The organism is Cohnella kolymensis, assembly GCF_000829465.1.
GTDB classification, from domain to species: domain Bacteria; phylum Bacillota; class Bacilli; order Paenibacillales; family Paenibacillaceae; genus Cohnella; species Cohnella kolymensis.
This window is the reverse complement of record NZ_JXAL01000016.1, coordinates 259,240-272,849: the sequence shown is the minus strand read 5'-3', so window position 1 is coordinate 272,849 and position 13,610 is coordinate 259,240. Positions and strand designations below refer to the sequence as shown.

General features: G+C 49.8%; 10 protein-coding genes and 1 pseudogene. 3 read left to right on the top strand and 8 right to left on the bottom strand.

Features of this window, described 5'->3' with window-relative positions:
- Positions 1-29 precede the first annotated feature (29 nt).
- From SD71_RS11400 to SD71_RS11380, 5 genes and pseudogenes are all read right to left on the bottom strand, one after another.
- Entirely contained in the window at positions 30-959 is a 930-nt protein-coding gene (locus SD71_RS11400) for an AEC family transporter (RefSeq protein ID WP_041062820.1), read from the bottom strand.
- Positions 959-2,335 (bottom strand): NAD-dependent malic enzyme, encoded by a 1,377-nt coding sequence (locus SD71_RS11395; RefSeq protein WP_052476202.1) that lies wholly within the window; start codon positions 2,333-2,335, stop codon positions 959-961. The genes SD71_RS11400 and SD71_RS11395 overlap by 1 nt, the downstream gene beginning before the upstream one ends.
- Positions 2,336-2,406: 71 nt before the next feature.
- Positions 2,407-3,934: pseudogene (locus SD71_RS11390) on the bottom strand (tripartite tricarboxylate transporter permease).
- Between the two features lie 15 nt (positions 3,935-3,949).
- The gene (locus tag SD71_RS11385) at positions 3,950-4,414 is read right to left on the bottom strand and encodes a tripartite tricarboxylate transporter TctB family protein (RefSeq protein WP_041062815.1); all 465 of its coding nucleotides are present in this window, start codon (positions 4,412-4,414) and stop codon (positions 3,950-3,952) included.
- 94 nt (positions 4,415-4,508) lie between these two features.
- On the bottom strand, positions 4,509-5,501 hold the full coding sequence (locus SD71_RS11380; protein WP_041063197.1) for a tripartite tricarboxylate transporter substrate binding protein: 993 nt from the start codon (positions 5,499-5,501) through the stop codon (positions 4,509-4,511).
- Positions 5,502-5,687: 186 nt separating this feature from the next.
- Here SD71_RS11380 and SD71_RS11375 point away from each other — a divergent pair, with 186 nt between their 5' ends.
- Complete coding sequence (locus tag SD71_RS11375) at positions 5,688-7,277, top strand: ATP-binding protein (RefSeq protein ID WP_041062813.1); 1,590 nt, start codon at positions 5,688-5,690, stop codon at positions 7,275-7,277.
- Entirely contained in the window at positions 7,274-7,963 is a 690-nt protein-coding gene (locus tag SD71_RS11370; protein WP_041062811.1) for a response regulator, read from the top strand. Before SD71_RS11375 ends, SD71_RS11370 begins: the two co-directional genes overlap by 4 nt.
- Positions 7,964-7,991: 28 nt before the next feature.
- On the opposite strand, the gene SD71_RS11365 is transcribed toward SD71_RS11370, so the two are convergent.
- Positions 7,992-9,368, bottom strand: coding sequence for a sugar porter family MFS transporter (locus SD71_RS11365; RefSeq protein WP_235427076.1), 1,377 nt, complete (start codon positions 9,366-9,368; stop codon positions 7,992-7,994).
- A gap of 145 nt (positions 9,369-9,513) precedes the next feature.
- The gene (locus SD71_RS11360) at positions 9,514-10,842 is read right to left on the bottom strand and encodes a DRTGG domain-containing protein (RefSeq protein ID WP_041062808.1); all 1,329 of its coding nucleotides are present in this window, start codon (positions 10,840-10,842) and stop codon (positions 9,514-9,516) included.
- Positions 10,843-11,055: 213 nt separating this feature from the next.
- Here SD71_RS11360 and SD71_RS11355 point away from each other — a divergent pair, with 213 nt between their 5' ends.
- Positions 11,056-12,858: a PhoX family protein gene (locus SD71_RS11355; RefSeq protein ID WP_082034187.1), complete on the top strand. Its 1,803-nt coding sequence runs from the start codon at positions 11,056-11,058 to the stop codon at positions 12,856-12,858.
- 62 nt (positions 12,859-12,920) lie between these two features.
- On the opposite strand, the gene dhaL is transcribed toward SD71_RS11355, so the two are convergent.
- Positions 12,921-13,577 carry a dihydroxyacetone kinase subunit DhaL gene (dhaL, locus tag SD71_RS11350; protein WP_052476169.1) on the bottom strand — a complete coding sequence of 219 codons (657 nt, stop codon included), beginning with the start codon at positions 13,575-13,577 and terminating at the stop codon, positions 12,921-12,923.
- Positions 13,578-13,610: the final 33 nt, after the last annotated feature.

Below are 13,610 nucleotides of genomic sequence, written 5' to 3'. Positions count from 1 at the left end.
CATTCCTCCCCGAATAGGTATCCACCCCATTATAACGTAAAGAAGATTTGCGACAGGTACACGACTGCCGTTACCGTAATAGCGCTCAGCAAGGTGGTAAGCAGTACCGCCTCGGCCGCATAATCGGGATCATTCCCGTACTGCAGCGCGAAGAGAGCTGTGTTCCGGGAAGACGGGAATGAGCTTGCGATGAACAACGCTTGCGCCGTTACCCCCTCCAAGCCCATAGCCATAATGATAAGAAGCCCCAGCAAAGGTGAAAGCAGCAATCTGCCGAAGATCGTCAGAGACAGCGGCAAGGATGGCCGTCTGACCTTTAAGTACGCGACTTGTGCTCCCAGAGTGAATAAGGCGACCGCCAGAAACGCATTCGAAACGTTCTCTATAGGCTTCCATATAAATGAGGGTATTGTGATGGCAAATCCCTTAAATAAAAAGCCCAGCATTAAAGCGTAAATGATCGGCACTTTTAACAGTTCCAGCACGATTCTCGATCCGCGAACTTTGGCCGATACCGAAGTAAACAGGCCGTAGGTATGCGTAATTACATTTTGAAAGATCATGACAATGACTTGAATGGACATGCCGACCACATTGCCTTGGAAGACGAGCTGGCTGACCGGCAAGCCGTAGTTGCCGGAATTGTTCAGCACGACGCTGTTCTTGAAAGTTGCGGACACTCCGGTCTCCAGCTTCGCAGCTTTTGCTACGATTGCAGTGACAATCATTAAAGTAAAGTTCTGAACCAATAGAAAGCCGACGATCTGGGTCAGCAACTCTCCGGCGATATTGCTTTCATAAATATTTACAAATGCGATGGCAGGTAAAAACACGGATGTCGTCAAGGTCGATAATGTCTTCAAATCGAAATGATATTTCCGGTGCAGGAACGCACCTGCACCCAGCAATGCGAATACGGGAAAAATCACTTGCAAAATGATGAGGAACAAAACGTCCATTAACGGAAGTCCCTCGGCACCCGTCTGGCAACTTGCGTTTCGATTGCGGCCTTGATTACGGCCGCGCGCACCTTTTTGACGACGTCTTCATTAAACACACTGGGAATGATGTACTGCTCGTTCAATTCCTCTGTGCTCACGACGGAAGCGATGGCTTCCGCCGCAGCCAGCTTCATCTTCTCGTTGATCGTACTGGCGCGGCACTCCAGAGCTCCCCGGAAAATGCCCGGAAAGCAGAGAACGTTGTTAATCTGGTTCGGGTAATCGCTTCGGCCGCTGGCCATGACGCGAACGTACGGCTCCGCCGATTCGGGATCGATCTCCGGCTCCGGGTTAGCCATGGCAAACACGATCGGATCGCGAGCCATCTTTTTCAGATCATCAACCTTCAATATGCCCGGCCCCGATACTCCGATGAACACATCGGCTCCTTCCAACACCTCCGACAGAGAGCCCTTGATGTTGTATGGATTGGATCTCTCAGCGAGCCAGTTCCACATCGAATTGGGGTAGGATTCACCGGCCACCAGCGCCCCCTGACGGTCGACGGGGATCAAGTTTTTCACGCCTGCAGCAAGCAGCATCTTCGAACACGATACGCCTGCCGCACCTATGCCGGCGACAACCACTTTAATCGTCTCCGGCGTTTTGCCTACAATTTTCAGGGCATTCAGCAAACCCGCCAGCACGACGACAGCCGTTCCGTGCTGGTCGTCGTGAAATACCGGAATATCAAGCTCCTGTTTAAGCCGTTCTTCGATTTCAAAGCACCGGGGTGAGCTGATATCCTCGAGATTAATGCCGCCGAAGCCCGGCGCAATGTTCTTGATGGTACGGATGATTTCTTCCGTGTCTTTCGTGTCCAGACAGATTGGGACGGCATCTACGCCTGCCAGCTGCTTAAACAGCATCGCTTTTCCTTCCATGACCGGCATTGCCGCAAATGGGCCGATATCCCCAAGCCCTAATACTGCCGTGCCATCGCTGACAACTGCAACTGTATTCCGTTTGATCGTTAATGAGTAAGCCTTTGAAGAATCCTCGTGGATGGCTTTACAGACCTTTGCTACGCCTGGTGTATATACATGGGACAAGTCTTCCCGGTTTTTGATCGGCATTTTCGGCTGCATCTCAATTTTGCCGCCAAGGTGAACCAGGAACGTCCGGTCGGATACATTGATTACCTTCACACCGTTCAAGTCACGAATCCGCTTAAGCAATTCGGTATTGCTGTGATCAGGTACATTGACCGTAATATCGCGGATTGCCGACTCTTGACCGGAATGGATAATATCCGTCGCAATGATGTCACCGCCGGCGTTGCCGATGGCGACCGCTACTTCACCGAAAGATATTTTTGCTTTCTGAATATCCATCCGAATAATGATGTTTGAACTCGTGGCCACTGGTATTCTCCCCTTTGTCTGCTATAACCCAAGTTTACCTCTTATGCCTCCTCATTGACCAGAACCTTTTTCCCGCGCATCTTCAAGATCAGCGGAACGACAAGCCAGAGCACCGCAATGACCAAAAAGACGGCTGAAATCGGTTTTGTCATGAAGATGGAGAAGTCTCCATTCGAGGCCGTCAAAGCACGGCGCATATTATTTTCGATCATCGGTCCCAAAACGAGCCCTAATACCAACGGGGCAAGAGGGTAATCGTTCTTGGATAGGAAGTAGCCGGCAATGCCGCATCCCATCAACAGCAGCAGGTCGAACGTATTGTACTGAACCGCATATACTCCGAACACAGAGATCGCAATAATGATCGGAAGCAGGAACTTCGGCGGAGTATCGATGATTTTGGCAAATACTTTGACCAAAGGCATATTCAGCACAAGAAGCATCAAGTTTCCGATAAACATACTCGCGATAAGACCCCAAGCGACTTCGGGGTGGTCGGTGAACAACAACGGACCTGGCTGCACGTTATACATAATAAGAGCGCCCATGAGAATGGCCGTCGTTCCCGATCCTGGAATACCCAGTGTAAGCAGCGGCACCATAGCTCCTCCGGAGGCTGCATTGTTAGCCGATTCTGGAGCGGCGACACCTTCGATCGCACCTTTACCGAATTTCTCAGGATTTTTGCTCAATTTCTTTTCCATGATGTAGCTGAAAAAAGAAGCCAGCGTTGCGCCCGCTCCGGGCAGAACGCCTATAAAAAAAGCCTAAGATAGAGCCTCGCGCAATCGGACCGGCGCTGTCTTTCAAATCTTTCCTAGTTGGCAGAATGCGTCCGACACGAGCCTTTTCTCCGGTCTCATATTCACGATTGATGATCGTTTTGAATACTTCGCCAAGTGCAAACAAGCCTACGGCAATAGTCAAAAATTCAAGGCCGCTGTAAAGAATAGGGTTATTATAGGTAAACCGGGCGACACCGGACACGTTGTCCATGCCGATCGTGGCAAGCAAAAGTCCCATGACTGTCATAATCAACGCCTTGGTCATTGATTTGCCTGCAAGCCCGCTAACCGCCGCCAGTCCCAATAACATCAAGGAAAAATATTCTGCAGGCCCGAATCTAATCGCGATGTCGGACAATGGTCCTGCCAAAGCTACTAATGCGACTAACGAAAAAATGCCGGCTGCGAACGAACCGATTGCAGAAATGGCCAGTGCTGCTCCTGCACGTCCCTGTTTGGCCATCTGATAACCATCAAGTGTTGTCACAACAGAAGAAGATTCACCGGGCGTGTTCAAGAGGATCGAGGTGGTGGAGCCTCCATACATCGCACCGTAATACACTCCTGCGAGCAGGATGATTGCGCTTGTCGCCGCTTCTTCCGGACCCTGCCCTCCGGTCATTGTTGCCGTTACCGGGATCAGCAGGGCTACCCCGCTCATCGGGCCGATACCCGGCAGCACGCCGACCGCCGTACCGATGAGGACACCGATGAAAGCGAACAGCAAGTTATGCCACTGCAGGGCTGAAGCGAATCCATCCGCCAAAAAATTTAAAGCATCCATTTAGATGACCTCCGATTATCCCAGATTAAGCCAAGAAGGAAAACCCGGAAGACTTCCCTCTAAAACCTTGACGAATAAAAAATAAATCCCGTAGGAGAAAACCGCGGACACAATTAACGAGGTGACCCATTGCCCGCGTTTGATTACCTGGAACCCGAATAATAAGAACACAAACGTCCCAATCACATAACCGATGTCCTCTAAAAAATAAGCATATAGAATAGACGCCCCAAGTATCAGCAAAAACCTCTTGTAGTCAGGACGGGGCTGGTCACCCTCTACTGCACTCTGCGCCTTCATGACTTCATAGAAAAGCCGAATGCTGAGTAAAATCAGCACTATGCCGAGCCCCATCGGAAAGATGTCCGGTCCTACATTGCTGCCGTAAGAGCTTTGGCTGATCTTGCGGCTCTCCCACACAAAAAGAACACCGATCAATAGAAAAACAATACTTGCATACCTGTCAAATACTCTGTTCATACTTTTCACCTCACCGCTTTCTGGAAAAAAAGTGACGAAGGACGGTTTGTGCCGCCGACTTCGCCACTTCCGATAGACTTGCCTCTGCTAGGTATTACTTGGCCATACCTAAAGCGTTCAGTACATCTTTAATGAGCACTTCTTGTTCGCCAAGGAATTTCTCGAAATCGGCGGAGTTTTTATATTCAGGTTCCCAAGCGTTGGCTTGAAGCTCCTTCTTCCATGCTTCCGAGTCATTCAACGATTTCAGCGTTTTTTCCCAGAACGCAAGCTCATCGTCCTTCATTTCTTTAGGTCCGAAAACGCCGCGCCAGATTGTAAACTCCGCATCGATGCCGGATTCCTTCAACGTCGGAATGTCTTTAAAATCTCCGCCTAGTCTTTCTGCGGAAGTTACCGCGAGCACTTTAACTTTACCGGCCTTCAGGTATTCAGCCGCGCTGGAAATATCAGTGCCGATGGCGTCTGCATTTTTACCCAGCAAAGCTGCAATCGCTTCGCCGCCGCCGTCATAAGATACATATTTCACAGTTTTCGGATCGATTCCGTATTTATAAGCCGGCAATACGGTGATTACATGGTCCATGGATCCCGGCGCCGAACCGCCGGCTACGGTAATCTTGGACGAATCTGCTTTAATATCGTCGAGCAGCGATTTGATGTCCGTATATTTGGAATCGGCTGCTACGACGATCGCGCCGAAATCCTTGGTCAGCTGGGCCAGCGGTGTCGTGTCCTTATAGCCGTATGGGCTGTTGCCCTCTTTTTTAAGGTTGTTGATGATAATCGGCGGTGAGCTGACAATGAGCTTGTAAGGGTTTTTAGATTCTTGTGTAGCGTATTCCGCCAAGTAAACGGCTCCGCCGCCGCCCGGCTTATTTTCGACGGTCATCGTCTGATCTACGAGCTTCGCTTCAGCCAATATCTTCGTTAAGGAACGGGCTGTTTTGTCCCAACCGCCGCCTGCGCCGGAAGGGGCCACGACTACGAGCGGCTTCTCCGGATAGCTCGATTTCCCGGATTCTTTGCTGCCGCAAGCCGTTAAAGCTACTGCCGTCAGGAGCGTAAACGCGCCGACCTTCCACATTTTCTTTTTAAGTGACAATTTTCTTCCCCCTTATGATATATTACCTATAACCTTGCAACCCTTGTTAGCGCTTTCACTTCGAATATTACCACTGATGCATTCGCTTGCAAAGGTTCTGAACATTAATTGAATTGTGGCCATAAACTTTATTTTGTTCATAAAATTCACGGAACGGTGTGAAACGGATTGAAGCTGCAAACGAAATTAATACTGCTGATGTGTACTCTGACCTTCATTTTATTAGTCGCTGTGTCTGTTACGTTTCAAGAAATGTGGTCCACCTCATACAAAAATCAAATCGGGTCTAAGGCGCTTAATTTGGCGAAAACGGTCGCTTCCATCCCCGAACTGAAAAGTGCATTCCATGATCCCAATCCTGCTGCAACGATACAACCGATGGTTGACGAAATTCGCAAACAGACGGATGCCGAATTTATTGTTGTCGGCAATCGCGATGGAATCCGGTATTCCCATCCCATTGCGTCACGTATAGGCCAATCCATGGTCGGCGGTGATAATGGACCGGTATTTCTCGGGCAGTCTATCGTTTCACAAGCGACGGGTACTCTGGGGCTCTCACTCCGGGGAAAAACGCCGATTTTCAACGAGCGGCATGAGGTCATCGGCGTAGTGTCCGTGGGTTTCCTGATCGAGGACATTAACAAGCAAGCCTACCAGTTTCGAAACACGATTATTGCGATCGCATTGGTAGCCCTTCTTCTTGGAGCGGCAGGGGCAGCGATAATTGCGAATAATGTGAAGCGTTCTATTATGGGCTTGGAGCCCGAAGATATCGGAAGACTGTATCAGGAACAAGAAGCCGTCCTGGAATCCATACACGAGGGAATTATTACCGTCGATAAGAAAGGCGTCATTACCCTGGTCAATCAGAACGCTTTAAGTATTCTAGGAACGGAGGATAAATCCGAAATCATAGGCCGACCGATCTCGGAGCTCGTTCCATACATGACCCCGCCTGAAGCCATCCAAAAAGGCTTGGCCGAATTCGACAGCGAATTGGTGGTAGGCGGTAACGTGGTCGTCGTCAACCGGTTGCCGGTAAAAGACCGCAATGGTACGGTAATAGGTGCCGTGTCGAGTTTTCGAAATAAATCGGAGCTCTACTTACTCACCCAACAGCTGTCTCAATTAAAGCAGTATGCAGACGGCCTGCGGGCCCAAACCCACGAGTATTCCAATAAGCTTCACACGATTTCGGGACTTATTCAATTGGAATCCTATCGGGAGGCCATCGATTTTATAACACGCGAATCAGATACCCAGAGCGATCTGCTCAAGCTGATCACGAAGGAAATTCCCGATCCCATCATCGGCGGTCTGTTAATCGGGAAAATCAACCGGGCAAGAGAGCTGAAAATACGCTTGAACATTGACGAAGGCAGCACGTTCAAAGATGTGCCGCCGTCGATCGACCGTAATCAGCTCGTCACCATTTTGGGCAATTTACTGGATAACGCAATGGAAGCTGTGCTGGCAAACGACAAGGACAAGCACGTTAACATACTGCTGACGGATCTCGGACAGGATTTGATCGTGGAAATTGAAGATAACGGCCCCGGCATTCCAGCCGAATGGTGGGACCGAATTTTCGAAGTGGGCTTCTCAACGAAAAATGGAGAAAAGCGCGGCTTGGGTTTGGCATTGGTCAGCAGAGCGGTTGAGCAGCTGGGAGGGCTGATCGAGCATCATCCGGGGCAAACGGCGGGCACGCGATTTTTTGTTGCGATTCCTAAGAACGGGAGGGACACCGATTGATACAGGTACTCATCGTGGAAGACAACATCCGAAATGCGGAGATCAACAAACGGTTTGTCGAAAAGGTCGAGGGCTATCAAGCAGCCGGAATCGCCACGGACGGCCGCCAAGCCAAGGATCTCCTGGAGATATTAACGCCGGATCTGGTGCTGCTCGATCTTTATCTCCCGGATGTTCATGGCTTCGATCTGCTTCGGCATATCAAATTAAATCATACGCGCACGGACATCATTATGGTCACTGCCGCCAAAGAGCTGCATACGGTTCGGGAAGCGATTCATGGCGGAGTTTTCGATTATATATTAAAGCCGGTCATTTACGAGCGCCTGGAAGAGACGCTGCAAAAGTACAAGAGCTTCCGAAGTAAAATAAGCGCGCTGGAGGAGCAGGGTTCCGAAAGCACCGTTGATCAATATAAAATAGACCAGCTGCTGCGGCTGAACGAAGGCGATAAAAGCAGGTCTTCTTATCCTAAAGGGATCGATCAGTTGACGCTGGATAAAGTGACCGCGTATACGAACCGGGCGGAAACGTCTTTTACAGCCGAGCAGGTCGGCGCGGATTTGGGCATCAGCCGATCCACATCCCGAAGGTATCTTGAGTTTCTCGTCTCTTCGGGCAAAGTAGCTGCGGATTTGGCTTACGGATCGGTGGGCCGTCCGGAGCGTGTCTATAGAAAAAAATAAAAGGCTGGGAGGCTCCCAACCTTTTTTCTTATTTGCGTACCCACATCTTTTCGATATCCTCCAAGGATTTCCCCTTGGTCTCGGGTACGACGGCGGCCGAGAAGATCACCGCGACTACCGCGATGACGGCAAATACCCAGAAGGTTGCGGCAGGACCGATGCCCGTGCGGCGATGGATCAGGATCGGAAATGTTTGCGCAACGATAAAGTCCGCAAACCATAGCGAGAACGAGGCGATGGCTGTCGCGCGCCCGCGAATGCGTGTAGGGAACAGCTCGGAGATCATGACCCATACGACCGGTCCGAAGGAAACGGCGAAAGACGCTACATACAGCAGGATAAAAAACAAAATCAGCATGCCCGATACATTCTCCGCTTGAAAAGCATAGCCGACTACCGCCAAGCTGATCGCCATTAAAATTGCGCCGACGACAAGCAGCGGTTTGCGCCCGACCTTGTCGATCAGCCAAAGTGCAACCAACGTAAACACGAAATTCACGATACCGACCAGCACCGTTTGAAGTAACGCGGCATTCGTGCCTGTTCCCGCCTGTTTGAAAATGTCCGGAGCGTAGTACATGATTGCATTAATGCCTGTAATTTGTTGAAGCACCGCCAGCACGACACCGATGATCAGCGCAAGGCGGAGACCGGGCCGCAGCAATTCTGTAACCGAGGCTTCTTTGCCTTCCTTTAAATTCACAATCTCATGAAGCTCCGATTTGGCGGCCTCCCTGCCGTTCATCCGCTCGAGCACTTCCAACGCCGCTACCTCTTGTTTCTGTTTCATCAGCCATCGCGGGGTTTCCGGGATCCGCAATAACAGCAGCAAATACAGCAAACCCGGCACAACGCCGAAGCCAAGCATCCAACGCCAGGAATAATTGATTTCCCAAGCTTCATCTCCGAACCGCACAATGGCGGCATTGATGAAATAGGTGACGAAAATGCCTGTGACAACGGCGAACTGATAAATCGAAACAAGTCGTCCGCGATTTCTGGCCGGGGCAATTTCTGCGATGTAGAGCGGAGACAATGTAGACGCCATACCGACGCCGACCCCCGCGATCATTCTGGCCACAATGAGTTCGGCGACGGTGCTCGGGATGGCGGAAGCGATCGCTCCGACGATGAACAACAGAGCGGAGAGAATCAACATTCTTTTACGCCCGAAGCGATCGCTCAAGAACCCGGATACTGCAGCACCGAGAGTGGCTCCGACAATCAGGCTGGATACGACCCATCCCTCCATGGCGGGTTCCAAACCGAACAATTGTCTGATAAAACCGATCGCGCCTGAAATTACAGCGGTATCATATCCGAACAGGAAGCCGCCGATTGCAGCAATAATGGCATAGATCGTAGCAACTTCAGTAAATGTGCGTCTTGAGCCGGCAGTAGTCAAAGCGATTTCCCCTTCGTATGTGATTTTATGTAGCAGATTCTGCCAATACGTAGTCTGCGCAGTTGCCCCTGAAAAATCCGCAGAACAACAAAAAAACCCAACCTCGGTTGGGTTTCGTTATTGCTTTCGGGTTCCGGATGCTCTGTTAATGATCGTTTAATCGCGCCGTTATGATAGCTTGAGCTACCCTTTTGCCGCCGGTGTAGACTTCCACTTGAACCTTGCAGAACCTCCGGCTTGATTCGATGACAGTCGGGAACAGATCCACAACGTGATCGATTTCAACAGGCGCAAGATAGTAGACGGAGGTGCTGTCGATGACGAGATCTCCCCGGCGCTCCTCCTTCATCGTTCTGGACACGACTTGATTGATGAGGCCGGCCAGTATCCCTTCGGATAGATTACCCACCGGGTTGCTCATATCGGCGGCAACGGCTCCGTGGTAATACGGCTTCCCGTCATCATCACGGAGCTCCTCGAAGCCGGACCAGATTCTTTCTTCCAGCGTTTCCCCGTATTGAGGCTGCATCTGAATGTTCTGCATGGCCTTCAGCACATCCTTGCGGCTGATCACTCCCTGCAGGCTGCCCTTATCATCGATAACGGGAAGAAGTTCAATGGCTTCCCACACCATTTTGTGGCCGGCCGCCGCCACTGAAGTTTGCCCGGTAACGGTTACCGGATTGCGTGTCATCAACTTATCCACTCTCTGATTGCCGGAAGCGCCGATAATATCCTTGGTCGTAATCATGCCGACCGGCTTATTCGCATCGTCGACCACCGGGAAGCGGTTATGGTTCGTCTCGTCGATGCGCTTCAATAAATCATCGACGGTGTCCGATTTGTGCATATAAGCGAGCGGCAAGTCATGGCGTACAATATCCCTGACAAGGACGATTTTCTTCTTGATGAGCCTGTCGTAAATGGCGCGATTGATGAGTGCAGCTACAGTGAACGTATCGTAACCGCTGCTTATAATGGGAAGTTCAAGCTCATCGGCAAGCTCTTTCACCTCGTCCGTCGTGCCGAAACCGCCTGTGATCAACACACCTGCGCCCAAAGTGAGCGCGCTGTGATGCGCCTTATTCCGGTTGCCGACTATGAGCAGATTGCCCGGTTCGATGTACTTGATCATCGCTTCAAGCTGCATGGCGCCGATCACAAATTTGCTTAACGTTTTGTGGAGGCCGGCTGAACCGCCTAAAACTTCTCCATCCACCATTTTAACGATTTCTTCGAATGTCAATTTGTCGATATGCTGATTTTGTTTTTTCTCTACCCTTACGCTTCCCGTCCGCTCTTTGGTGCTGACAATTCCACGATTCTCCGCATCCTTGATCGCCCGATAGGCCGTACCCTCGCTTACCTCCAGCTCCTGCGCGATCTTACGTACGGAGATGCGCGTCCCCACACTAAGACTTTCAATATGTTGAATGATTTGCTCGTGCTTGGTGGCAAATTCCGTAGGACCCATGGCTCTCAAACCCCTTAATGATAACTGTGAATTCCCGCTAAGCTCATTATAGTATAAGATTCAGCAGATGTTGGTTTAAACTTCTCGCTGACAGCCGGCAATAGATTAAAATCCGCTCATTGTTATAGGTTTTACATTCCAAAAATATCTATCGAACATTCGTTTTCTAGAATTTAATTGAGCTTCTACCTACTAGAAAACGGAGGTAAGTTGATGAAAAAAACAAAGTTTATCGCCCCATTGTTGAGTTTGGCGGTGCTTTTCCCATCCGCAGCGAACGTATTCGCTGAACCTGACAAAAGAGTGTCCGTCGAGAAAGTGGAGTTTATAGGAATGGACGCACCCGATACCGCCGAAGAACGCTCCAAAATGTATAGTGAGGCAGCCGTTCTGGTTACATACGACAACGGTTCTCAACGTACGCTCCCGCTAGAGTATAAATCTTTGTTCCGGCCAGGGGATGTAATTAACGGAACAACCGCTGGCGCAGCTTATGATGCTGATGGCAATATGATCAAGTCTCCTGAAGGTAAACCATACATCTCCACTTCTCCGGACAGCAACACCCTGATTGATGTCCACGGAAACCTGTACATGGTGAACCATTATGAATCCATGCCGTCAAACACGATCGGAAACATGCCGAAATCCATGATGTTGAATACGGTTGTACAAAATCAAGAGACAGGTCAACTGACTGTGACGGACACGAAACCGATTGATTTTTCTGCTGACGGCGGTATATGGACTCCTTGCGCAGGTTCCCTGTCGCCTTGGAACACACATCTGGGCAGCGAAGAGTATGAACCGGACGCTAAAGAGCATGAAGCGAATCCGGAGAAGTCTGCCGTCACTCAATTCGCCCGCAATTACTATCAAGACGACACGATCCTGGGAAATCCATATCTTTACGGACACACACCGGAAGTAACCGTTCACGCAGACGGTACTGCCACGGCCGTGAAACACTACAGCATGGGACGGCTTTCTTCTGAGAATGTAAAGGCAGCCCCGGACAACCGTACCGTTTATTACGGCGATGACGGTTCATATACGATGTCATTCATGTATGTCGCAGACAAAGCGAAAGACCTTTCTTCCGGAACACTTTATGCCGCAAAATGGATCCAAACGAGTGCGGATAACGGCGGTACTGCCGATTTACAGTGGATTAAGCTGGGGCATGCGAATGATGCGGAAATCAAACAAATAGCTGAGAAAGTTAAATTCAGTGATATTTTTGAAACGACTGCCGATGCAGAATACGCAAAAGCCAATGGATTCACGAGAACCAAAGCCGGCGGACGAGACGAGTGGTTGAAGCTGAAGCCGGGAATGGAAAAGGCAGCTGCTTTCTTAGAATCCCGCCGTTACGGTGCCCTGCTGGGTGCAACTGCGGAATTCAACAAGATGGAGACCGTTGAACTGAATGAAGCCGACAACAAGATGTATGTTACCATGTCAACGATCAGCGGCGGAATGACAGCAAATACGATGGATCCTGCGGATGATATTCAAGTTTCTAAAGTAAACTCCGGTGGAATCTATCAAATGTCCCTGGCCGACGGCCAGCTGGATCGCGACGGCAATAAGATAAAAAGCAAATATGTCGCTGACACAATGACCGGTCTTGTGTTCGGTAAAGACCTTCCTGCCAAAGACGCGGCAGGCAACACATCTGATCCGGAGAGAATATCCAATCCCGACAACATCGTATTTTCCGAAAAGCTGAGAACCTTATTCATCGCCGAAGATGGCGGCAGGCACCACAACAATTACGGCTGGGCCTATAATATCGATACCGGCAAGCTCTCCCGCATAATCTCCGCTCCCGATGGCGGAGAAGTAACGGGCGTACAATTCGTTGACGATTTGAATGGATTTACCTATCTTATGGTCGAATCCCAGAATCCCGGCAACGCAGGTTATATCTCCGGTTTGCCTTCTCTTGCTAAGACCGACAACGATGACAACAATGATGAGAATCACGGTATTAACAACAACGATCAAAGATAATGCAATATAAAAATGAGGAGGTCGCAATATGGTGCGGCGACCTCCTCCCAATCTAGATTCAATCATGTTACGCTGGAACTGCAGGAATTAATGTAGTTGCAGAAGCCCTTAAAAAAAAGTGCCCCGACCGTGGCTCCTGGGTCTTGAAGTCCAATAGATCTCTCGAGATAACGACCAGCCCTGCCGTGCCGTGATTGCATATCTATGGTCCTCTTCGCACCGTTCTCTGCCGCTGCAAATGCGTCATTTAGAGCCTCTTTCATGGTTTTCCCCTGGTTTAAAGCTTCTTCAACGGCATCCATTGCTGGAATAAACGAATCAAGGACCGTTTTGTCTCCCGCTTTTGCTTTACCCCGATCCATTAAGGCCTGCACCATTGCGGTTATCATATTTAGCAGATCTTCGACCGACAATTCGGTTTTCCCCTGAGTAACTTTACCTCCACGAATCAAAGCTGTAGCCATTAAAGTGCCCATAGTAGACGCAACCGTTTCTCCCATAACAACAGCACTGTTCATTAACATAACACCAATATTATCGTCTGGAGTTTGTGGCAAGTTCTGGATAACGGCCTTAAAACCCTTTGACATCGTTAACCCGATATCACCATCTCCTAGCGCCCCATCGAGCTTGCACAAGTAATCCTTGTTTTCATCCATAATCGTGCTAATCTCTTTAAGAATATTTTTCAAATCATTCACATTAAGAGTTGCTTTCACGTTAGATCCTCCTCCTTATGCGACTCTTTGATG